Origin of the sequence: Herbidospora sakaeratensis, from assembly GCF_001570525.1 — a bacterium.
In the GTDB taxonomy this organism is placed as follows: domain Bacteria; phylum Actinomycetota; class Actinomycetes; order Streptosporangiales; family Streptosporangiaceae; genus Herbidospora; species Herbidospora sakaeratensis.
Genome location: NZ_BBXC01000017.1, coordinates 195,869 through 216,365 on the forward strand (window position 1 = coordinate 195,869; position 20,497 = coordinate 216,365).

General features: G+C 69.1%; 21 protein-coding genes. 15 read left to right on the plus strand and 6 right to left on the minus strand.

All coding sequences use genetic code 11. The features are described from left to right. Nucleotides 1-91 precede the first annotated feature (91 nt). From AW271_RS28060 to AW271_RS28065, 3 genes are all read left to right on the plus strand, one after another. Complete coding sequence (locus AW271_RS28060) at nt 92-421, plus strand: putative quinol monooxygenase (protein WP_062340591.1); 330 nt, start codon at nt 92-94, stop codon at nt 419-421. Between the two features lie 438 nt (nt 422-859). Then, nucleotides 860-1,060 carry a hypothetical protein gene (locus tag AW271_RS41670; protein ID WP_218008191.1) on the plus strand — a complete coding sequence of 67 codons (201 nt, stop codon included), beginning with the start codon at nt 860-862 and terminating at the stop codon, nt 1,058-1,060. Nucleotides 1,061-1,268: 208 nt separating this feature from the next. After that, nucleotides 1,269-3,341: a WD40 repeat domain-containing protein gene (locus AW271_RS28065; RefSeq protein ID WP_062340592.1), complete on the plus strand. Its 2,073-nt coding sequence runs from the start codon at nt 1,269-1,271 to the stop codon at nt 3,339-3,341. A 196-nt stretch (nt 3,342-3,537) separates the two neighbouring features. On the opposite strand, the gene AW271_RS28075 is transcribed toward AW271_RS28065, so the two are convergent. Further along, nucleotides 3,538-3,951, minus strand: a complete 414-nt coding sequence (locus tag AW271_RS28075) for a VOC family protein (protein WP_062340653.1) — start codon at nt 3,949-3,951, stop codon at nt 3,538-3,540. A 127-nt stretch (nt 3,952-4,078) separates the two neighbouring features. On the opposite strand from AW271_RS28075, the gene AW271_RS28080 reads away from it, so the two are divergent. The 5 genes from AW271_RS28080 to AW271_RS28100 all read left to right on the plus strand — a co-directional run bounded on the left by AW271_RS28080 (nt 4,079) and on the right by AW271_RS28100 (nt 8,137). Continuing rightward, the gene (locus AW271_RS28080) at nt 4,079-4,969 is read left to right on the plus strand and encodes a LysR family transcriptional regulator (protein ID WP_062340594.1); all 891 of its coding nucleotides are present in this window, start codon (nt 4,079-4,081) and stop codon (nt 4,967-4,969) included. A gap of 99 nt (nt 4,970-5,068) precedes the next feature. Then, nucleotides 5,069-5,605 (plus strand): DUF4262 domain-containing protein, encoded by a 537-nt coding sequence (locus tag AW271_RS28085; RefSeq protein WP_245653236.1) that lies wholly within the window; start codon nt 5,069-5,071, stop codon nt 5,603-5,605. Between the two features lie 98 nt (nt 5,606-5,703). Further along, the gene (locus tag AW271_RS28090; RefSeq protein WP_218008192.1) at nt 5,704-6,312 is read left to right on the plus strand and encodes a MarR family transcriptional regulator; all 609 of its coding nucleotides are present in this window, start codon (nt 5,704-5,706) and stop codon (nt 6,310-6,312) included. Nucleotides 6,313-7,330: 1,018 nt separating this feature from the next. After that, nucleotides 7,331-7,597 (plus strand): hypothetical protein, encoded by a 267-nt coding sequence (locus tag AW271_RS28095; protein WP_062340596.1) that lies wholly within the window; start codon nt 7,331-7,333, stop codon nt 7,595-7,597. A 30-nt stretch (nt 7,598-7,627) separates the two neighbouring features. After that, nucleotides 7,628-8,137, plus strand: coding sequence for an Imm21 family immunity protein (locus tag AW271_RS28100; RefSeq protein ID WP_063818136.1), 510 nt, complete (start codon nt 7,628-7,630; stop codon nt 8,135-8,137). A 456-nt stretch (nt 8,138-8,593) separates the two neighbouring features. On the opposite strand, the gene AW271_RS28105 is transcribed toward AW271_RS28100, so the two are convergent. Both AW271_RS28105 and AW271_RS28110 read right to left on the minus strand, forming a co-directional pair. Further along, a complete protein-coding gene (locus AW271_RS28105) occupies nt 8,594-9,550 on the minus strand; it encodes a hypothetical protein (RefSeq protein WP_062340598.1) in 957 nt (318 codons plus the stop codon). Then, nucleotides 9,547-9,885: a PadR family transcriptional regulator gene (locus AW271_RS28110; protein ID WP_218008193.1), complete on the minus strand. Its 339-nt coding sequence runs from the start codon at nt 9,883-9,885 to the stop codon at nt 9,547-9,549. The genes AW271_RS28105 and AW271_RS28110 overlap by 4 nt, the downstream gene beginning before the upstream one ends. 649 nt (nt 9,886-10,534) lie before the next feature. Here AW271_RS28110 and AW271_RS28115 point away from each other — a divergent pair. The 3 genes from AW271_RS28115 (at nt 10,535) to AW271_RS28125 (ending at nt 13,394) form a co-directional block, all read left to right on the plus strand. Further along, complete coding sequence (locus tag AW271_RS28115) at nt 10,535-11,521, plus strand: PaaX family transcriptional regulator (protein ID WP_063818137.1); 987 nt, start codon at nt 10,535-10,537, stop codon at nt 11,519-11,521. A 143-nt stretch (nt 11,522-11,664) separates the two neighbouring features. Next, nucleotides 11,665-12,921, plus strand: a complete 1,257-nt coding sequence (locus AW271_RS28120) for a cellulose binding domain-containing protein (protein WP_062340599.1) — start codon at nt 11,665-11,667, stop codon at nt 12,919-12,921. Between the two features lie 98 nt (nt 12,922-13,019). Beyond that, nucleotides 13,020-13,394 carry an SSI family serine proteinase inhibitor gene (locus AW271_RS28125; RefSeq protein WP_062340600.1) on the plus strand — a complete coding sequence of 125 codons (375 nt, stop codon included), beginning with the start codon at nt 13,020-13,022 and terminating at the stop codon, nt 13,392-13,394. Here AW271_RS28125 and AW271_RS28130 read toward each other — a convergent pair. Continuing rightward, on the minus strand, nt 13,384-14,403 hold the full coding sequence (locus tag AW271_RS28130; RefSeq protein ID WP_062340601.1) for an aldo/keto reductase: 1,020 nt from the start codon (nt 14,401-14,403) through the stop codon (nt 13,384-13,386). The two genes, AW271_RS28125 and AW271_RS28130, sit on opposite strands and share 11 nt — an antisense overlap. Nucleotides 14,404-14,497: 94 nt before the next feature. On the opposite strand from AW271_RS28130, the gene AW271_RS28135 reads away from it, so the two are divergent. Further along, nucleotides 14,498-15,382, plus strand: a complete 885-nt coding sequence (locus AW271_RS28135) for an AraC family transcriptional regulator (protein WP_062340602.1) — start codon at nt 14,498-14,500, stop codon at nt 15,380-15,382. Between the two features lie 8 nt (nt 15,383-15,390). On the opposite strand, the gene AW271_RS28140 is transcribed toward AW271_RS28135, so the two are convergent. Together AW271_RS28140 and AW271_RS28145 are read right to left on the minus strand one after the other, a co-directional pair. Further along, nucleotides 15,391-16,197, minus strand: a complete 807-nt coding sequence (locus tag AW271_RS28140) for a helix-turn-helix transcriptional regulator (protein ID WP_062340603.1) — start codon at nt 16,195-16,197, stop codon at nt 15,391-15,393. Nucleotides 16,198-16,358: 161 nt separating this feature from the next. Further along, the gene (locus tag AW271_RS28145; RefSeq protein ID WP_062340604.1) at nt 16,359-16,655 is read right to left on the minus strand and encodes a putative quinol monooxygenase; all 297 of its coding nucleotides are present in this window, start codon (nt 16,653-16,655) and stop codon (nt 16,359-16,361) included. An 89-nt stretch (nt 16,656-16,744) separates the two neighbouring features. On the opposite strand from AW271_RS28145, the gene AW271_RS28150 reads away from it, so the two are divergent. The 3 genes from AW271_RS28150 to AW271_RS28160 all read left to right on the plus strand — a co-directional run bounded on the left by AW271_RS28150 (nt 16,745) and on the right by AW271_RS28160 (nt 20,456). Then, nucleotides 16,745-17,257, plus strand: coding sequence for a winged helix-turn-helix transcriptional regulator (locus AW271_RS28150; protein WP_062340605.1), 513 nt, complete (start codon nt 16,745-16,747; stop codon nt 17,255-17,257). Between the two features lie 169 nt (nt 17,258-17,426). Then, nucleotides 17,427-18,362, plus strand: coding sequence for a tetratricopeptide repeat-containing protein (locus AW271_RS28155; RefSeq protein ID WP_062340606.1), 936 nt, complete (start codon nt 17,427-17,429; stop codon nt 18,360-18,362). Between the two features lie 618 nt (nt 18,363-18,980). Continuing rightward, a complete protein-coding gene (locus tag AW271_RS28160; protein WP_245653237.1) occupies nt 18,981-20,456 on the plus strand; it encodes an endo-1,4-beta-xylanase in 1,476 nt (491 codons plus the stop codon). Nucleotides 20,457-20,497 lie beyond the last annotated feature (41 nt).

Sequence of the window (20,497 nt, forward strand, 5' to 3'; positions counted from 1 at the left end):
GTCGGGCGGAGGCCGTCTGGTTAGACTCGACGGATCACGCGCCGGTCATGCCGGTCGTACCCTGCCATCTCACTGACTTGCGAGACATTCCATGATCTTCATTACGGCGAAGTTCCACGTGCTGCCCGAGTATGCCGACCAGTGGCCGGAGATCACACGCGAATTCACCGAGGCCACTCGCGGTGAGCCTGGCTGCTTGTGGTTCGACTGGTCGCGCAGTGTCGAGGACCCGACGGAGTACGTCCTCGTCGAGGCATTTCGGGATGGCGATGCGGGAGGTGCGCACGTCCAGTCCGATCACTTCAGGAAGGCGCAGCAGACGTTGCCCCGCCATCTCGCCGAGACCCCCCGGATCGTCAACGCGACGCTTCCGCAGGACGACTGGTCACTTCTCGGCGAGATGGCCGTGCCTGAGTCGTGAGGCAAGCTTGGGGCGTGAATGTCGACGTGCCCGCGGACGATGTCAGAGCCCCCGGGCGCAGGCCGGGCCGAATCCGCGGCACCTGCACTGCTCGGTGAGTTCGGTATCAGCGAGTCCAGCGCGCGGGCCGTGTTGTCGCGGTTGACCGGCCTGGTCTGATCGCCATGCGGGGATCTGGACGGCCGCCCGTCTATCACCTGACACCGCAGGCGATCGCCAGGCATCGCTCCCCGGCCGCCGCGGTGGACCGGCGACTGGGTGACCGTTTCCTTCTCGATTCGGCAGTCGGGCCAGGCCGCGCGGCACTTCTCCTGCGGAGGACTGGAGGCCTATGCCGTCTCCTACGACGCGCGTATCACCACGACGACCAGCTCAGCGGCTGACGAAGCCGATCGCCTACTTCATCGGCGGGTCCAGTGACTCGCCTACCCGAACGCCATGGACGACTGGGGCAGACTGCCGTCGGGGCTGCCCGCGTTCATGGGCAATCTGAAGGTCGGACACGGCGGCGAGTTCGGCCGCGTGGCGGTGCTCTACGGCGTGCCGCACATCGGTCGCCTGTGTTGGCGAAGAAAATCTCATGGTCTGCCGCCCTGGAAGGGCAAAGCCCACACCGTTATTACGGCAGCGCCAAGCTAGGTGACCCCCCGAGTGGATCGACTGCACATACGAGCCTGACGGACTCGGAGAAGTAAGCGCGGCAGTGCCGCGAGATTCGATACCGAAGTTCGCATGGACGATGCGGAAAATCGTGGCCCGGGTGTCCTTCCGGCGGATCACGTCGGGGCGACACTGCCGGCGGGGGATGCGGTTTATGCTCGGGAGCGATTCGGCGACAGGGGTTCGGATGTTACTTCGACGGCTGCCCCCCATCCTCGCCGCGCTGATTCTGGCCGGGTTCGTGCCGCTGGCCTCGGCCGGGTCGACCGTCGTGACATGGCCCCGGGCGGCCACCACCTGCCAGGAGACGTCACCCGGTGGCGTTCCCGCCTCGTTCGGGGCGCCCGTCGCGATGGACATGGGCGGTCACTCCGACGTGACCTCGGTGGCCGTGGGTGAGCTGGACGGCCGGCCCGTCGCGATCAGCGCTGGTGTCGAGCACACCATCCGGATCTGGGACAGGGCCACGCTGAAACCGATCGGCGATCCGATCCCCGGCGACGGGCCGGTGGCGTACGGCACTGTCGACGGCAGATCCGTCATCATCGGCCGGAGCCACGGGGCGCTCCAGAGGTGGGACGCGAGCACTCGGCTGCCCGTCGGCGGACCGCTCCCCGCCGGGCGGGTTCATGCCGTCGCGTTCGGCGAGCTCGACGGCAGGCCGATCGCCGCCGCGGCGGGCAGCGACGGCGCCCACGTGTTCGATCTGGCGACCGGGCACCGGATCGGTCCGCCCATCGGCACCGGGGTCTTCAGCGCCGTCGCGCTGACCCGCGTCCACGGCGTCCCGCTCGTGCTGACCGGAGAGGCCGACGCCGTGATCGCCTGGGATCCGGTGTCCGGAAGACCCGTCGGGAAACCGCTCACTCTTCAGGACGAGTTCATCCAGAACATCAACACGATCAGGACGACCACGATCGGCGGCCGTCCGGTGGCCCTGATCCCCACGGCCGATCTCGGGGTGATCCGCTGGGATCTGGTCACGCGTGAGGCGACCTACCACTCGCCGGAGGGGAGGTTCGGCCCTTCGTCGCTCGCCGTGCTGAACGGCCGGACCGTGTTCGTCTCGGTCGAAACCGTCGGGGGCATCGCCACCGATTCTTACGGATCGAGGCTCCGAAGCTCGATCGCGGTCATCGATCCGGCCACCGGTGAGAGGGTGTCGTCCTTCGAGATTCCGGGGCACGTCACGTCGCTGGCGGTCGGTGATCTCGGCGACCGTCCCCTGATCGTGACCGGCGGGCGCGACAACGCCGTCCGTGCCTACGATCTCGCCACCGGCCGGGAATCCGCTCCTCCCGCCACCGGGGGGCCCAACGGTGACATTCACAGCGTGAACGGCGAGTTGCACGGCAGACCGATCGTGGTGGCCCAGGGGAACGGTGACGACAGATTCCCCAAGGTGTGGGATCTCGGCAGTGGCAGGCCGCTGGACGCGCCGGTCAGGCTGCCCGGGGGCATCACCTCGTTCGCGACCGGCGACCACGGCGGACGAGCGGTTCTGGTCGCGGGGATCGGTTTCGGAGACTTCTCGATCCGGATATTCGATCTTGCCAGTCGAATGCCGATCGGCGGACCCCTCGTCGGCTCTGACGGCTTCGTCAACGGGGTCGCGCTGACCGGAGCCGATCGCCGGGCGCTAGTGGTCGGAGCGGTCGACGAGGACGACGCGGCCGGTGACCCTTCCATTCGGGGTGCGGTACGCATCTGGGACTTTCCTTCGGGAGCGCTGCTGCACGATCTCCCCGTCAGAAACGGCCCAGCCGGGCAGCTGGGCCTCATCAGCCTCGCCGACCGGCCGGTCGCGGTGACCTTCAGCGCCACCCGCGCCCGGCTCTGGGACGTCGGCGCGGGAAAACGGATGGCATCGTTCCGCATCGCGAAGACCGAGCACTCGGCCCCGGTGGAGATCGCCTTGTTCGACTGTACGGCGGTCGCGATCGTGGCCACAGGCAGGACCGTGGAACTCTATGACCTCGCCACGGGCGAGCAGGTCGAGCGTCCGTTGCTCGGCCACTCCAAGCAGGTGAACAGCATCGCCTCCGGACGGGTCGCCGGTGTCCCGATCGCGGTCACCTACTCGCCGCAGGACAGGAGCATGCGGGTCTGGGATCTCACGACCAGCCGGCAGATCGGGACGCTTCAGCGTCCTTCCCGCTACCTCGGCTCTCTCTCGATGAGCTACCTCGACGGCCGCGCCGTGCTTGTCGGCGGCGGCCGCGAAGCGTTGTGGACCTGGGATCTGGGGCCTGCCGCGTAATGCGGAAGGACCGCCCCATAATCATCGCAGCGTCCGTCGATGCCGTAACGAACGTCACGTCCCACCGGGTTCACCGCCGCCCTCTTCATGTGGGCCACCTCGCCACAGCGGCTCCCGCCCTCGCCCATGGCGAGGTCTGCGCCGAGGCCACGGCCGCGGTGATCTTCCTTCCGCGCCTCCGTGACGACGTTCGCGGCTACTCGGCGTAGGGCTGGTCGGCGCCCTGGGAGCTGTAGCCGAGACTCCAGATGTAGCCGTCCGGGTCGGCGAAGGTGCCGCCGTAGCCGCCCCACGGCAGAGCGCCGGCGGGCTTGAGGATCGTCGCGCCGGCTTTCTCGGCCTCGGCCATGATCTCGTCGACCCGCGTCTCGCTGCGGACGACGTAGGTCAGGACGAGTCCGCTGAAGCCGCTGCCCTGCTGGTCGGTGCCCACCTGGGCGGCCAGGCCCTCACGGCCGTAGAAGCCGACGGGCGAGGCGCCGTCGGAGGCGAAGAACACCGAGACCCCGAAGTCGTTCTCGATCTTCCAGCCGAGCCCCTCGGTGTAGAACTCCTTGGCCCGAGCCATGTCCCGGACGCCAAGAAGAATCGAGCTGACGTGTGCCTTCATGTCGTACTCCATTAATGAGAAACGGTGGGCTTGGACGTTCTCAACTGTGGAGTGGCGGCGTGCCTGCATCAACGTGAGATTCCGGGCGATCCGATAACTTGGCGCTTATGACGCGACGAGGAACACCATGGAACTCAGGGACATCGAGATCTTTCTGACCCTGGCCGAGGAGCTGCACTTCGGCCGGACGGCCACCCGGCTCCACGTGTCGCAGGCGCGCGTCAGCCAGGCGATCGGCCAGCAGGAACGCCGCATCGGGGCCCCGTTGTTCGACCGCGCCAACCGCCGTCAGGTCCGCCTGACCCCGGTCGGCCGACAACTGCGCGACGACCTGCTCCCGGTCTACGCGGGCCTACACGAAAGCCTCGAACGCGCCCGGATGGCATCCCGCGGCATCATGGCGCGGCTGCGGGTGGGCATGCTGCCCTTCAACGTCCACGACCTGCATCCCTACTGGCGGGCGTTCCGCGCCCGGCACCCGCAATGGGAACTGCAGTTGCGCCGCGCCTCCTTCGTCGACACCTTCGCCGGGCTCCGCAACGGCGACATGGACGTACTGGTCGCCTGGCTACCCGTGGAAGAACCCGATCTCACCGTGGGCCCGACCCTGTTCGTCGACCCACGAGTCCTCGCCGTCTCCGCCGAGCACGAATTGGCCAGCCGGTCCTCCGTGCCCCTGGAAGCGCTCGGCGGCTTCCGGCACGCCGCCGCCCCCCACATGCCGGACTACTGGGAGAACAGCTACCTCCCCTTCCACACCCCGCGTGGCCAGACCATCGAACGGGTTGAAACCATCACCACCCCCGACGAGTTGATCAACCTGGTCAGCACCGGCGAGATCGTCCACAGCTTCCCCGCCCACGTCACCCGATACTGGGCGATGGCACACCTGCAGTGGCTCCCCATGCCGGACATGCCACATCTGACGTACGCCCTGATATGGCAGACCGAGGCCGAAACCGACCTGATCCGAGCACTCGCCCAGACGGTCCACGACCTCGGCCCCGCCCACGGCTGAGCAACGGCCCGCGAGAACGCGCCTGCGGCACCACACCCAACCCCGGCGAAGCCCTCACCTGGAGGGGGCAGCCTGACGGGAGTCCGTACGCTACGGCCTGTGTCTGCTGATCCGGGTTGCCGTTGCATCCTCTGCCATGACTACGGGGACCGCGATGAGCGGGATGCCATGGACCGGCACACCGTCGAGCATGTCCGGAGCCGCGGCTGGAGCGTGAAGATGATCCCGGAGGACGAGCTGGGGCCCGGCTTCGCCTACACCGTCGGCCTGTGGCATACCTACCGATCGCCCGAGCTGGCCATGTTCGGTCTGGATGTTCATCTCATGCAGGAGCTGCTGAACCGCCTCGGAGACGGTGTCGCTACGGGGCAGCCTGTCGAAGCGGAGCAAGAGCGGCACGATCTCATCGCGCGTCACCCGGTGATCTCCAAAGAGGTCGACCTGAGGTGGTATCGGGAGTTCTTCGGGCGGGCGATCGCGTTCTATCGGCGTCCACCATTTCCGGTGCTGGAAGTCGTGTGGCCTGACCCCGATGGCCGGTTTCCCTGGCACCCAGACCACGCCGAGCAGTATCGCGGCTTACAGCCCTTGTTGTGGCTATGGCCCGGCGACCAGCAGGACTGGAGCCCCGGTTAAGGTGAGGCGCCGCGGGCTGGTTCCTGTCCGCGCCCTTCGCTGTTGTGGGCTTGTGTGAACGGGCATGCCGAGCATGGAACTTGCGTAAACTGCAAGCTATGTTTCAGTTTATGAAACAACCGCCTTCGGTCCTGCTCCCTCTGCTGCGTTCGGCCTTTCAGGGAGAACTGCTGGCCTGGCTCTTCCTGCACCCGGAGCAGGAGTACCCGCAAGTGGAACTGGCCAGGAGGTTCGAGGTGACTCCCTCGGCCGTGACGAGGGAGGTCGACCGGCTGGTCGCTGCCGGCCTGGTCAAGGAGCGCCGGCTGGGCAATCTCCGGCTGATCGGCGCGGACGCCGAGGTGGTGGTGGCCCGGCCTTTGACGGAACTGTTGGCCCTGACGTATGGGCCGGTGGCGGTTCTCCCCGAACTGCTCGACGACGTGCCCGGGGTGGACGAGGCGTATGTCTACGGTTCCTGGGCGGCGCGTTACAGCGGCGAGCCGGGCGGGGTTCCTCGGGACCTCGACGTGCTTGTGGTCGGTGAGGCGGACGAGGACGACCTCTACGACGTCGCCCGGGAGGCGGAGCGGCGCCTCGGACGAGAGGTCAACATCCGCCGGATGAGCCGCTCCTCCTGGGAGTCCGCGGATGCCGATCCGTTCTTGGAGTCCCTGCGGTCGCGTCCGCTCGTACGACTGAAGCTCGCAGAGGAGAGGTCTCGATGAGGTGGGAGCAGGGGCGCCAGGCGTCGACGGCATGCTCGGCCGCGGGGAACTGGAGAAGGTGCCGGCGAGCCGATCGCATGCGGACGAACTGCTCGACCAGGCGCGCAGGCATGTGGCGACGGCACGTCTGGCGATGAATTCTGATCCGGTCGGCTCAACCAACTGCTCTACGACGCCGCCCGCAAGGCGCTGTGCGCGATCTTGGAGATCAAGGACTTCGGGCGAGTAGCCGAGGCGGGCATATCGCCGTCTATGAGGCGGTGAGGGCTCAACTCGATCCCCCGATGGGCCAGAGCCTGCGTCCATTCGACAGGATGCGACGGCGACGGAAGAGGTGCGGAGGGACATCCCGAAAGTGGAAACGATCATTGAAGTCGCGGCGAAGGTGATGGATCAGATGCAGCCGTTTTGAACGTATGGCTAAGCCTGCCCCGCGCGGACCGCTACTACCAGCACACTGCGGGGTGTCGCCAGTCCGGTCGGTCTCACTTCTGGTGAGGCGTAGAGCTGCGGTAAGGCCCTTGATCGGCTTGGGCCAGATGTGCGAAACGAGACGATCCAGATGGGTGGGACGCGTGACATCGAGCCTTTTTCATCTCGAGGATCTCTGCATCACGTACACCACCCATAGCGACGTCGAAGTCGTGGCGTCGTTGATCGGCGCTGTCCCGTTGACGGTGGACTACCGGCTGGCCCCGGAAGCCATGGCGCAGAGCACCGCCACCATCGTCCGTTGGGGTGACGGCATTTTGCTCAGCCATCCCTACTTCGGCTACGAATGCGCACGTCAAGAGGTCTTGAGCGCCCTGTCGAACGGCGGCCGCGTGGCTGTCTGCGTGGCGTGGGGCCTCGGGTGCCTCCCGTGGAGCAAGTCCGGTGGCGACATGGTTCCGTGGTTCAGGGCAGCCGCAGAGATGGCCTACGTCGCCTACGCCGTCGACGGCCGGTTAGAAGCGGGTTCGACCCGTGTGAATTCGACCGGACCGATCCGTTCGTGCGCTGTGGCTGGAATCCCGGCGTGGTCGACGACTACCTGCACGAGCTGGACTTCGGCTCGGTCACGGTCGACGGGATGAGAGGCGGGCGGAACCCGAGGCCGGCGCGGATGATCGTCGCCCAGCACCCGACAGCCTGCGTCACCATGCTGGAACGGATCTCCGGGGCGTCCTTCCCGGCCGATGTCCAACGGCCGGATTCGACAGAGGCGGGATTCACCGTCACCGAGCCGATACGAACCATGAGTACGGCTGAATTCGCTCGTTTCATGAATCCCGCGGGAAGCTGAAGCCACCACGCTCTCGGTAGGTTGCTCACCATGGGTGAGCACTCCGACGACGCCACCCTGCCATGGGTGTCGAGCCTCGGCGGGCCTCTCATCGCCATCCCGGAATCGGCATGCCGTCACTGGAACGGTGGACGGCTGATGAACCGCTTCGATGACGAAGGCGACTATCGCCGGGCCTGTGACGTGAACGGTTACATCGGGCTCATCGATGTGGGGCCGGCGAAGGCTCTCGTGCTGGGTGACGATCCCGCCGACACCACGTTCCTTCCCGCGTCCAACCTTTTCGTCCGTTGGATCGCCGCAGAATCCCCGGCCGAAATTCTTGATGTCGCCATCCAGGCGGTCGGCTCGGCTCACTGGGACGAAGAACTGACCTGGGACGTCGAAGGGCCGGTCATCCTCTTCGACTCCGTGTTCGGTTACGACGACCTCATCACCGAGGACCACCTCTTGGTAGAGCTCTCGCCTGGGCGCTACACCGTCCGGGCCGCATACATCGAGACCGAGACGGTTCGTACGGTCATCGTGCAGCTTTTTTAGTGGTCCCGGCCCGTGGGGAGAGCGCCCAGCAGCGTGAGCGCCGGGGATCGGGCTGGGGACCTACGTCCTCAACGCCGGGATCCAGCAACCGGCCTACCTCGCCCGTGACGTGGCCGACGTCTGGCGGGCTCGGGTCGCATGATGGCGATGGCGGCGCGTACCGCCGACGTCATCAGCTTCTCCATCGTGTCGGGGTCCGGGCCGGGCTCCCCGGAGGAGGCGCTGGCCGCGCGGGTGCGGGAGGCGGCCGGTGAGCGTATCGGCGACGTCACGCTGAACCACTCCGTGGCGGGTGTCGGCGCGACGGCGGCCGACCTCGACCGGTCGCTGCTCAGTTCGGCCACGGGGGTGCCGGCCGAGCTGCCGAGCGTGCTGGTCGGGTCGCCGCGGCGGATCGCCGACACCCTGCTGCGGTATCGCGAGGAGTACGGCATCACCTACGGGCGTTCGCCGAGGTCATTCCGCTGCTGCGCTGAGCCTGGCCAGGAGCGCGCCGCTCAGCACGAGGACCACGGCCTGCACGACGGTGACGGCGTTCAGGGTCTCGGTGACCTGGTCGGCGGCGGGGCTCAGGTAGGAGAGACGGGCCACGGCCACGGGGACGGTGAGGATCGCCAGCGCCAGCGGCACCGAGGGGGAGCGTCGCCGGGGTGCGGCCAGGTGTGTCACGACGTATCCGGCGCAGGCTGCCAGGAGCGCCAGGCTGAACAGGCCCGACGGCGGCAACCACGACCACACCCAGGCCCACGGGCCGGGCCACTGCGGTGAGTCGTTCGACGTCGTCATGGCCCAGGTCAGCAGGGTGATGACCAGGAAGAGCACCGCCCCGGCGGCCAGGGGGACTGCCGCGAGCCATCTCGGAAAGCGGTGCGCGGGGACGTCTCGGTGATAGCCGGCCAGCAGGGCGACCACCGCGATCACCGGCGCGAGGGACTCCGGCGAGGTCGGGACGTACCCGAGAAGGCCGAGGAGCGCCGTCGCCTTGGCGACGCGCGGGCGGCCCCACACCAGTGCGGCGTAGCTGATGATCCACACGATGGACGAGAGGTCTCTGGCCACGTGCCACAGCCGTTCGGCCGACGCCGGTTCGCCGACCGGGAGTTCGCCGGGCGGGTAGGGCAGGAAACCGTGGACGCCCAAGGTCTGGGCCAGGTAGACGCAGCTCATGGCCGCCTGGAAGGCCAGGCCGATCAGGGCGGTCAGCCGGACGGCCCGGCCCCGGGGGCCGTCGAGGCGAAGCCGCAGGGCGAGGGCGGCCACGCTGGCGATCTCCGACCAGCGTGGCCGCGCGTCGTCGGCGGCCGGGCCCGCGCCGTCGAGGAAGGCCGAGACCATCTCCTCCTCGCGTTCGGCGCGGTAGCCGGCCGGGAGCAGGCGCAACACCCGCCGGTAGCGGGACTCCAGGGCGGTCACGCCGGGCCGCCCGCGTGCCGGGCGCGCAGCCGCTCCGTCGCGTAGCGGGCGTGCGCCGCCAGGCGGGCGGCCTCGGCCTCCAGGGCGTGCACGCCCTGGTCGGTGAGCCGGTAGTAGCGCCGCAGCCGTCCCTGGTGGGCCTCCTCGCGGTCGAGTGCGACGAGTTCGTCGGCGGCCAGCCGGTCGAGCACGCCGTAGAGAGTGCCGATCTTCAGCTGGACGCGTCCTTCGGACAGCCGCTCGACCTCCTGGACGATCCCGTAGCCGTGCCGCGAGGCGTCGGCCAGCGTGGTGAGGACGAGGAACGCCTGCTCCGTCAGGCCCCGTGAGTTCATGGGAACCAGCATATCTTGTTCGTCAAGATATCGGGCCTCCCAGCGGAGCCTCCGGGATGTACGTGCTGAGTACCGGGTGCCGCCGCCCGGCTGCTGGAAGGCGGGGAGACCGGGCCGACGTCCACGCGGAACGACTTTGAGGTTCCGCGGCGGCAGGGCGCGTTTTATGAAAGCGTCTCCCAGCGGCGCGAAGAATGCGCCGCCGAAACGCCGATCTGGAGAAACGTCGTCTTGGACGGCAGCCGGCCATTCGGGTAATCGCCGGAAAGGGCGAAGCCCGCGTTGGGCGGATATCGACAGTCGTTCGCCGGTAACGCGAGAGGAAGTGCTGGGGCGTCAGGCCGCCCCCGGGCACGTATCCGCGCAGCAGCGAGCCGAGATGGCCCGACCGGGGCAGGCGTGCCGGACCGAGGTCGGGATCGCCGCAGACCTGCCCGATGGCGGCGGCGTTTTCGGCGTGCGCGGCCGTGTCGGCCATTGTGCACAGCGCTGCGGTCAGGACGACGCTGCGTCGGAGAATGATTGCCACCTTCCAGGTTCGCCATAAGGGAAGGGGAAAAGCGCGGCGGGAAATCGTCGGTCTGCTATTTCGCGAATGACGTGATATGTGCATGTTTCGGTGGCTGGTGGCGTGCGGCAAGCTGGGGGCGTGCATGCCCCCATACCTGCGGACGACGTCAGCGCCCCGCGGACGCAGGCCGGCCCCAACCCGCAACACCTGCTGGCGACGCTGCTCGGCGAATATCTCGACTCCTCCGAGGCCGATCTTCCGTCGGCGGCGGTGGTCGCGATGCTCGCGGAGTTCGGCATCAGCGAGTCGAGCGCGCGGGCCGCGTTGTCGCGGCTGACCAAGCGTGGGCTGATCGCGGTACGCGGAACCGGACGGCCGCCCGTCTACCACCTCACGCCGCAGGCCATCGCCCGCCATCGTGCCCGGATGGACCACTTCCTGGGCTTCGGCGCGCGGCCGCCGCGCTGGACCGGCGACTGGGTGACCGTCTCCTTCTCCCTGCCGCAGTCGGGCCAGGCCCCGCGGCACGCGGTGCGCAAGGCGCTGGGGGCGCTGGGGTTCGTCCGCCTGTACGACAGCGTGTGGATCCGCCCCGGCTCCGAGTCGGGCCCGGTCACCACGGTGCTGCACGACATCCTCGACGGCGTCGACGGCGGGCGATGGTCGGTCATGCACACCCGGTTCGACGACGAGGCGGGGCCGCACGGCCCGGCCGCCGCCTATGACCTGGCCGGTCTCGCGGCGTCGTACGAGGCGTTCATCACGCGCTACTCCGGCCTGCGGGCGGCCGTGCGCGAGGGGGAGGTCGACGCCGCCCGTGCGCTGGTGGCCCGCACCTCGGTGATGGACTCGTGGCGCACGTTCCCCGACACCGACCCTGATCTGCCCGAACATCTGCTGCCGGCGCGGTGGCCCCGGCAGGAGGCAAGAGAGCTCCTGCTGGAGATCCACTCGGCGCTCGGCTCGCTCGCCGAGGCGCGGCTCATCGAGATCGCCACACCCCTCTGGCCGGACGCCGCGTCGTGGATCACCCACTTCCTGGCGTCGGCGGACTCCGTCTCCGTCTCGACCCGCGGAAACTTTCATCCCCGTACGATCACCCGCCGGTCGCCGTCGGCGGGGTGATCTGCGCGCCGGGACTTCGCGCCAGGTCAGCGCCCCGTGTGGTCTTTGACACTTTTCATGACCGCAGTGATAGTAACTGCACGCTGGGCTCCGTCGCGTGCCACCCGACCTGGAGCGCCGTCGCGACACCTTCGGAGGGTGAAATGAGAAAACGCTCGATCATCAGTGCGGGACTGGCGGCCGCCGTCGTCCCGTTACTGGCCGGAATGATGGCGCTCACCGGCACGCCCGCCGCCGCGGCGGTCGGCGGCTCCGGCCCCTACCCGGCCGACTGGGAGACCTCAGGCAGCCTGCAGAACCACACCATCTACCGGCCCGTGAACATCCCGTCGGTGAAACTGCCCATCTACGTGTGGGGCAACGGCGGCTGCTCGGCCAACGGGTTGTCGCAGGCCAACTTCCTCCGCGAGATCGCCTCGCACGGCTTCCTGGTCATCGCCAACGGCGGCCCGAACGCCTCCGGCTCGACGACGTCGCAGATGCTCACCCAGTCGATCGACTGGGCGATCTCGGAGAACGGCCGCCAGGGCAGCACCTTCTACAACAAGCTCGACACGAGCAAGATCGGGGTCGGCGGCTTCTCCTGCGGCGGCCTCGAGGCCTACGCCGTCTCCAACGACTCACGGATCAGCACGACCACCATCTTCAGCAGCGGCCTGCTCAACGACGCCGACGACTACCAGCTGCGGCGGCTGACCAAGCCGATCGGCTACTTCATCGGCGGCACCAGCGACATCGCCTACCCCAACGCCATCGACGACTGGGGCAAACTGCCGAGCACGCTGCCCGCGTTCATGGGCAACCTGAACGTCGGCCACGGCGGCACCTACGGCCAGACCAACGGCGGCGAGTTCGGCCGGGTCGCGCTGTTGTGGCTGAAGTGGCGGCTGAAGGGCGACCTCACGGCCGGCGCCACCTTCGCCGGCACGAGCTGTGTGTTGTGCGGCAGCGGGTGGCAGGTCCAGCGCAAGAACCTGGTCCTGGACGGCAGCTCGCCGAGCCCGAGCCCGAGCCCGAGCCCGAGCCCGAGCCCGTCACCGAGCCCCAGCCCTTCGCCTTCCCCGTCGCCCAGTCCCTCGCCCAGCCCGTCGCCCACCTCTGGGACCGAGGGGTGCTCGGCGACGTACACGGTGCAGGACCAGTGGGGCGGCGGCTTCGTCGCCAGCATCAACGTCACCGCGGGCAGTGCCCCGATCCGCGGCTGGAGGCTGACCCTGACCCTGACCTCCGGAGCGGCGATCTCGACGATGTGGAACGGCGTCAACTCCGGCACGACCGGGGCGGTGACCGTCACCAACCAGAGCTACAACGGGCAGCTGTCGGCCGGGCAGAGCGCCACCCTCGGTTTCCAGGGCACCGGGACCGGCGCGGGCGCGACCGTCACCTGTACCGCCACCTGACACATATATAAGGTGTGCCAGCCCGTGGCCGGTGGGCCACGGGCTTCGGCCTGCGCCGGTATGTGACTCCATGAACCTGGATGACTACTATCCGTGTCATGCGTGCTCTTCTCGTCGCGGCCATCGTGGCCGCCCCGCTGTTGACCATCCACCCGGCCGTGGCCGAGGCGCCCTCGGGGGCTCTGGTGCTCACCCGGAGCGCGGGGGGTGCGCAGCAGGTGGTCGCCAGGCTCCTCTGCGACCCCGACGTGGGATCGCACCCCACTCCGAAGCAGGCGTGCGATCTGCTCCGGTCGGTCGACGGCGACCTCGGCAGGCTCGCCGACGACCCCAACTGGATCTGCACCAAGGAGTACCTGCCGCACCGGGTCACCGCCACCGGCAACTGGAAGGGCAAGGCGGTCCGCTACGCCCGGACCTTCGGGAACCGCTGTGAGATGACTGCGGTGACGGGAGAGATCTTCAGCTTCTGATCCGGCGCAGCCGGGCGTCCTGCAGCGCGGGCGGGGTGGTGCCGTAGTTGTCCTCGGGGTTGAGGTCGACCCCGGGCGGCACGATCGTGTCGACGCGGTCGAGCACGTCGTCGGTCAGGTCGACGTCGGCGCCCGGCAGCAGGCCGTCGAGCTGCTCGGCGGTACGCGGCCCGATCAGCACCGACGTCACCGCCGGGTGCGCGCGGGCGAAGGCGATCGCGAGTTGCGGCAGGGTCAGGCCGGCCTCGGCGGCGAGCGTGGTGAGCTCGGCGAGCGCGGCCGCCTTGAGCCGGCCGGTCGGGGTCGTCGCGTCGTAGCGGCCCGGCTGGAGGGTGGCGCGGTGGCCGTTCGGCAGGTCGGCGCGGCCCGAGAGCCAGCCGCCGTTGAGAGGGCTGAAGGTGAGCACGCCCATCCCGTGGCGCTGGACCGTCGGGAAGACGGCCGCCTCCGGCTTGCGGGTGAAGATCGAGTACATCGTCTGCTCGGCCAGGAACCGGTGGCTCCCGGTGCGCTCGGCGGCCCACTGGGCCTCGGTGATCAGTTCGGCGGGGAACATCGACGAGCCGAAGGCGCGGATCTTGCCGGCCCGGACGAGGTCGGTCAGGGCCGCGAGCGTCTCGCCGACGTCGGTCTCGTGGTCGGGGCGGTGCATCTGGTAGAGGTCGATGTGGTCGACGCCGAGGCGGCGCAGGCTGTCGTCGACCGCCTTGACGATCCACCGGCGCGAGCCGCCCCGCCGGTTGGGGTCCTCGCCCATCGGCAGGCCGAACTTGGTGGCGATCACGAGGTCGTCGCGGCGGCCCTTCACGGCCTTGGCGACGATCTCCTCGCACTCGCCGTTGGAGTAGACGTCGGCGGTGTCGATCACGTTGACGCCCGCGTCGAGGGCGCGGTGGATGATGCGGATCGCGTCGTCGTGGTCGCGGTTCCCCATGCTGCCGAACATCATCGCGCCGAGGGACAGTTCGCTGACGGAGATCCCGGTCGCGCCGAGAGTTCTGCGTTTCATGCGGTCATCACACCAAGGCGGGCCCGCGTGCCGTGAGCCCGATCCTGCCGCCGCCGTGCCCGATCCTGTCAACGAGGGTGGTTGACTGGCGCGCATGGAGCTCCTGGACGAGATGCGGCGGCTGATCATGCGCCACACCGCCGACGGCCGTCAGCGGACGATCACCGGCGGGGTGACCATCGCGTCGGTGGCGTGTTCGACCGAGCCGGTCGCCACGATCTCCGAGCCGTCGCTGGCGATCGTCGCGCAGGGCGTCAAACGCACGGTGCTCAACGGCGTCCCGTACGACTACCGCGCCGGGCAGTACGTCGTGGTGTCGGTCGACCTCCCGGTGGTCGGCCAGGCGCTGGAGGCCACCCGCGACAAGCCGTTCGCGGTGTTCAGCATGTCGCTCAGCCCGGCGGTCATCGCGCCGCTGCTGCTGGAGACCGCCGTGACCGGGCCGCCCCCGGCGTTCACCGGGCTGGCGGTCAGCGACGCGGCCCCGGAGCTGCTCGATCCGGTCGTCCGGCTGCTGCGCGTCGCCGACCGGCCCGACGACCTGCGGGTGCTCGCGCCGGGCTACCAACGGGAGATCCTCTGGTGGTTGCTCAGCGGCGACCAGGGCGCGCTCGTGCGGCAGATCGGACTCGTCGACGGGAACCTCGCGCTGATCTCCCGGGGCATCCGCTGGATCCGCGAGCACTACCGGGAGCACCTCGTCGTCGCCGACCTGGCGGGGTTGTGCGAGATGAGCGCCTCCTCGTTCCACCGGCACTTCCGCGCGGCGACGTCGATGACGCCCGTCCAGTTCCAGAAGCAGATCCGGCTCCAGGCGGCCCGCACCCTGCTCATGACCAGGGCGGGGAACGTGGCGGAGGTCGGCTATTTCGTCGGCTACGAGAGCGCGTCGCAGTTCAGCCGCGAGTACCGCAAGGCGTTCGGCGCGTCCCCGGGCCGCGACGCCGCACAGCTGACGGCCATGGCGCAGAACCGGTGACCCTGACGTCAACCGAGGGGGAGTCCGTCGGCGTCCGCGACGGCCTTCAGCAGGCTCAGCCGCTCCTCGTAGCCGGGCTGGGGCGTGAACACGACCATGAGAGGGCCGGGCGGGGGCTGCAGCGGGTAGGCGTCGAATTCGACGGCGATGTCGCCGACGTGCGGGTGCTGGAAGGTCTTGGCGCCGTGGACGCCCTCCCTGACGTCGTGCCGGGCCCACATCTGGCGGAACTCGGAGCTGGTGAGGCTGAGTTCGTCCACGACCTGAATCGCCCTGGGGTGGTCGGGGTCGGTGGAGACGGCGGCGCGCAGCACGCCGATGTAGTCGAGCGCCACGGATTCCCAGGCCGAGCACCACGGCCTGGGAATCTCGTGGAACAGGGTGAGCAGCACGTTGCGCCGCTCGGGCGGCACCCGGCGGGGGTCGCCCAGCAGCGCCGCGGCCATGTCGTTCCACGCCAGCATGTCGAGGTGCCGGCTGGCGACGAACGCGGGCAGACCGACCGCGGAGAGCAGCAGCCGGGCGTTCCTCGGCACCCGGTCGGCCTCGCGGCCGGGTGACGCGCGCGTCCGGCGGGTGAGCCGCGCGAGTCTCATGAGGTGGCGGCGGTCCACCTCATCCAGATCGAGCGCGTCGGCGATCGAGTCGAGCACGGCCTCCGAGGGGCGGATCCCTCGGCCCTGTTCCAGGCGCTGGTAGTAGTCGGTGCTCAGACCGGCCACCACCGCGACCTCCTCGCGCGCCAGCCCGCGGACCTCCTGCCGGGTCCGGAGGAACTGTCCGAGCTCCCGGGCGGCCGCCCACTCCTCGCTCATGGTTGAAGTTTGCATTACTTGATCGAAACAGCGCCTCCGGACGCCTGCCGCCCGACGTCAGCGGCGTCGTGGCATGAAAGTTTCATGCCGACGGCCGGACCTGACCCGTCGACCAGGCGCCGCGAGTCTGCGCTGGATCCCGGCGACGTGGGGGCGTGTCCCTAGCCGGCCGTGACGACCGTGCCGCGCATGAGCCAGTTCGGACCCTCGGCGTAGGCGCCGGCCTCGGCGAAGAACGCGCCGAAGTAGGGGCCGGCGGCGTGCGCCTCGAAGGCGGCGGCGTCGGCGTAGACCTCGTTCAGGTAGAAGACGTCGGGGTCGTTCTCGTCGGCGATGACCTCGAACCGCCGGGAGCCGGGCTCGTTCGCGAGGGAGTCGTGCGCGGTCCTGCGCGCCGCCCGGACGAAGTCGTCGCGGTGCTCCGGCCGGACGGTGAAGGAGACGACGAACTGGTACATGGGTGATCCTCCCGTGCTGGTTCGGTGACTGAACCACAACGTAGCACGCTCAGTTCACTGACCGAACTGGAGTGGATAGGATCGGCCGCATGACGCTGCCCAGCACCTATGCCGACCGCAACTGCTCGCTGGCGCGTGCGCTGGAGGTCGTGGGGGAGCGGTGGACGCTCCTGATCGTCCGCGACGCGTTCTTCGGGGTGCGCCGGTTCGGCGACTTCGCCACCCAGCTGAAGATCCCGCGTGCCGTCCTGGCCGACCGGCTCAAGCTGCTCGTCCGCGAGGGCGTGCTCAGCCGCGAGGAGGGCCCGGCCGTCGAATACCGGCTGACCCCCAAGGGCGTCGAGTTGTGGCCGGTCGTGCGGGCCATGATGACCTGGGGAGACGCCTTCTACTCCCCGGGCGGGGCGCCGCGCTCGATCCGCCACGACCACGACGGAGGGCTGCTCGACCCGGGCGGGCGGTGCGAGCGCTGCGGGGAACCGGTTCCGGTCGCGGAGACCAGGGTCGAGCCCGGTCCGGGCTTCGACGCGGCCGACGAGGGCCACGACCCGGTGTCCGACGCCATCAACACACCCCGGCGGCTGCTCGATCCCATCGGCTGAGGTCAATACGTCCCTATACTCCCGGGCAGGTCGAGATCACCGTCGTCTTTTTCTGCGGCGGCGCGGCGACCTCGGGCAGGCCCGTGAGGTCGTCGAGGAGGCGGTCGGCGTCTACTGGCGCAACGGCCACGAGCGGGTCGCCTCCGCGCTGGCGCTGCGCGGGGAGATCGTGGCGACCGGCGACACCGGTGAGCTCCCGTTCTCCGCGCTCGACCGGCTGCCCGACGAGGTCGTCGAGGGAATCGCCGACACGGCGATCGAGCGGGCGGGCCGCGACCACGTGCTGGGGAAGGCCGTGCTCGGCCCGCTGGCCGACGCCCTGGAAGAGCGCCTGGGGCCCGACCACCAGGCGACGCTCAACGTGTTCTCCCAGCTGGCCAACGCCGGGCACGACGCCGGCGACGAGGCGGGACGGGTCGAGACGATCAAGAAGGTGCTCGCCTCCTACGACCGGCAGGGCCGGGAGCACGACGCGTTCGCGACGGCCCTCGCGCTGGCCATGGCGCAGGACGACGTCGGCGACACGGCCGGGGCGCTCGACACCTACGCCCGCGCCCAGACCAGGGCCGACCGCCTGGGACGTCCGGAGTATCACGCCCAGCTGCTGCGCAACTGGGGGCTCGCGCTGGCGGCGGCCGACCGGCCCGCCGAGGCGGAGGAACGCCTGCGGGCGGCCGTCGGGATGGCCGATCTCGGGATCGACCACGAGATCCTCGGCCGGTCGCGGATCGCGCTCGGGCTCTTCCTGCAGCACGCCGGCCGTTTCGACGAGGCCAGGCACGTCGTGGAGGCCGGTCTGGCGACGCTGGACGTCGCGCATCCCGACGCGATCACCGGCCGCAGCCACCTCACGGCCATCGCGGCCGGGCAGTCGTGCGGGTGCGGCGACCTGCAGGACACGATCGCCGACGCGTTCCGGGAGTTCGTCCTCGGGAGGCTGCCGGGCGACCTGCTCGACGACCTCGCCGTGACCGTGCGGGACGGGAACTTCGCGGTGGACGTGCGGCTCAGCCGGGAACCGGCCGAGGCCGAGATCGAGCATCTGAACCAGCTGCTGCAGAGTGCGACCGCCGAGTTCCGCGGCCGGCTGGTCGCCGGCGGCTAGCGGATCCGCGGCCGCTTCCTGGGTCGCTCTGCCTCCGTGCACGGAGGCAGAGCGACTGACACGGGGACCCAGGAGTGTGGTGCCACCCAGGCCCTACGACGTCGCGCGTCACAGGCTCGGTCCTGTTAGCGCTAGCACATCGTAGTGCGACCTCCCTTCGGCGTCCCGGCGTCTGGTGGTGCTGGCGGTGAGTAAATACAGCGGGCGTGACCGCGTCAAGGGCTCTCCCGGGCCGCACCGGAGCGGCGCTCGGTGCTGACAAGCCGTTTCGGCCTCCGTAAATTACGGCGTGAGCATGAAACTTGCACGCTCCCGAAGCTGTTAACTTTTCGACCACCGCCGGTGTCCCGTGGCCTCATCGCTCCCTGTGAGTGCCCGCGTGAGGGCCATCAGGCCAGGATGCATGGCCGCCGAAAATTTCGCTCCGGTGTTGACATGTTTCGGTTGGGTTTCCACACTAAGTCTCCGAGGCGGTCGGCCCAGTCTGATGTGGTGATCAGGGGGTCGCCGGCCATGACGCCATCGTGGTGCGCGCCAGCGGTCTGGGGTGCGGCGTCGTCCGCCGGGTTCCCGCATATCCCTCTTTCGGTGATTTCAGTTATGGAGTCAGGCATGGGTATGAACGCATTACCCGCATCCACCCTTCGCCGGGTCTTCGGCGCCGGTGTCATCAGCGTCGTCGGGATCGTCGGCGCCGCGCTGATGGTGACCCTGCCGGCGGACGCCGCCGGGAGCACGCTGGCCGCCGCCGCGCAGCAGAGTGGACGCTACTTCGGCACCGCCATCGCCCAGGGCAAGCTGGGCGACTCGCAGTACACGACGATCGCGAACCGCGAGTTCGACATGATCACCGCCGAGAACGAGATGAAGATCAACGCCACCGAGCCCAACCGGGGGCAGTTCAACTTCCAGGCCGGCGACCGGATCTACAACTGGGCCGTGCAGAACGGCAAGCGGGTGCGCGGTCACACGCTGGCCTGGCACTCCCAGCAGCCGTCCTGGATGGAGCAGACGTCGGGGAGCTCGCTCCGCCAGGCGATGATCGACCACATCAACGGCGTGATGGGCCACTACAGGGGCAAGATCTACGCCTGGGACGTCGTCAACGAGGCCTTCGCCGACGGCAACTCCGGCGGCCGCCGTGACTCCAACCTCCAGCGGACCGGCAACGACTGGATCGAGGTGGCCTTCCGCACCGCGCGGGCCGCCGACCCGGCCGCCAAACTCTGCTACAACGACTACAACATCGACAACTGGAGCTGGGCCAAGACCCAGGCCGTCTACAACATGGTCCGCGACTTCAAGTCGCGGGGCGTGCCGATCGACTGCGTCGGCCTGCAGTCCCACTTCAACAGCCAGAGCGCGTACAACAGCAACTACCGCACGACCATCCAGAGCTTCGCGGCTCTCGGCGTCGACGTGCAGATCACCGAGCTCGACATCCAGGGCGGCTCGGCGCAGACCTACGCCGCCGTCGTGAACGACTGCCTCGCGGTGGCGCGCTGCACCGGCATCACCGTGTGGGGCGTGCGTGACAGCGACTCCTGGCTGGGCGCCAACACCAGCCCGCTGCTCTTCGACACCAGCGGCAACAAGAAGGCCGCGTACAACTCGGTGCTGAACGCCCTCAACGCCGCGACGCCCAACCCGTCGCCCTCGCCGACCACGTCGCCCTCGCCGGGCACCTCGCCCACGCCGACCCCCACGCCCACCCCGGGCACCGGCGGACAGATCCGCGGCCAGCAGTCCAACCGGTGCGTCGACGTGCCGAGCGCCTCGACGACCGACGGCACGCAAGTCCAGCTCTACGACTGTCACTCCAACAGCAACCAGCAGTGGAGCTACACCTCGGCCCAGGAACTGCGGGTCTACGGCAACAAGTGCCTCGACGCCGCCGGCACCGGCAACGGCGCGAAGGTGCAGATCTACTCCTGCTGGGGCGGCGCGAACCAGAAGTGGACCATCAACTCCGACGGCAGCATCAGGAACGTGCAGTCGGGCCTGTGCCTGGACGCCGCCGGCTCCGGCAACGGTGCCCTGATCCAGGTCTACTCCTGCTGGAACGGCGCGAACCAGCGGTGGAGCCGCACCTGATGAACCCCGGCGCCTGAGTCCACCACCGGGTCTGGGTGATT

What these genes read in the sequence shown, in the direction of transcription:
- AW271_RS28060 (WP_062340591.1), top strand. Translation starts at nt 92, where the DNA reads ATGATCTTCATTACGGCGAAGTTCCACGTGCTGCCCGAGTATGCCGAC.
- AW271_RS41670 (WP_218008191.1), top strand. Translation starts at nt 860, where the DNA reads ATGGACGACTGGGGCAGACTGCCGTCGGGGCTGCCCGCGTTCATGGGC.
- AW271_RS28065 (WP_062340592.1), top strand. Translation starts at nt 1,269, where the DNA reads ATGTTACTTCGACGGCTGCCCCCCATCCTCGCCGCGCTGATTCTGGCC.
- AW271_RS28075 (WP_062340653.1), bottom strand. Translation starts at nt 3,951, where the DNA reads ATGAAGGCACACGTCAGCTCGATTCTTCTTGGCGTCCGGGACATGGCT.
- AW271_RS28080 (WP_062340594.1), top strand. Translation starts at nt 4,079, where the DNA reads ATGGAACTCAGGGACATCGAGATCTTTCTGACCCTGGCCGAGGAGCTG.
- AW271_RS28090 (WP_218008192.1), top strand. Translation starts at nt 5,704, where the DNA reads ATGTTTCAGTTTATGAAACAACCGCCTTCGGTCCTGCTCCCTCTGCTG.
- AW271_RS28100 (WP_063818136.1), top strand. Translation starts at nt 7,628, where the DNA reads ATGGGTGAGCACTCCGACGACGCCACCCTGCCATGGGTGTCGAGCCTC.
- AW271_RS28110 (WP_218008193.1), bottom strand. Translation starts at nt 9,885, where the DNA reads ATGAACTCACGGGGCCTGACGGAGCAGGCGTTCCTCGTCCTCACCACG.
- AW271_RS28120 (WP_062340599.1), top strand. Translation starts at nt 11,665, where the DNA reads ATGAGAAAACGCTCGATCATCAGTGCGGGACTGGCGGCCGCCGTCGTC.
- AW271_RS28125 (WP_062340600.1), top strand. Translation starts at nt 13,020, where the DNA reads ATGCGTGCTCTTCTCGTCGCGGCCATCGTGGCCGCCCCGCTGTTGACC.
- AW271_RS28130 (WP_062340601.1), bottom strand. Translation starts at nt 14,403, where the DNA reads ATGAAACGCAGAACTCTCGGCGCGACCGGGATCTCCGTCAGCGAACTG.
- AW271_RS28135 (WP_062340602.1), top strand. Translation starts at nt 14,498, where the DNA reads ATGGAGCTCCTGGACGAGATGCGGCGGCTGATCATGCGCCACACCGCC.
- AW271_RS28140 (WP_062340603.1), bottom strand. Translation starts at nt 16,197, where the DNA reads ATGAGCGAGGAGTGGGCGGCCGCCCGGGAGCTCGGACAGTTCCTCCGG.
- AW271_RS28145 (WP_062340604.1), bottom strand. Translation starts at nt 16,655, where the DNA reads ATGTACCAGTTCGTCGTCTCCTTCACCGTCCGGCCGGAGCACCGCGAC.
- AW271_RS28150 (WP_062340605.1), top strand. Translation starts at nt 16,745, where the DNA reads ATGACGCTGCCCAGCACCTATGCCGACCGCAACTGCTCGCTGGCGCGT.
- AW271_RS28160 (WP_245653237.1), top strand. Translation starts at nt 18,981, where the DNA reads ATGAACGCATTACCCGCATCCACCCTTCGCCGGGTCTTCGGCGCCGGT.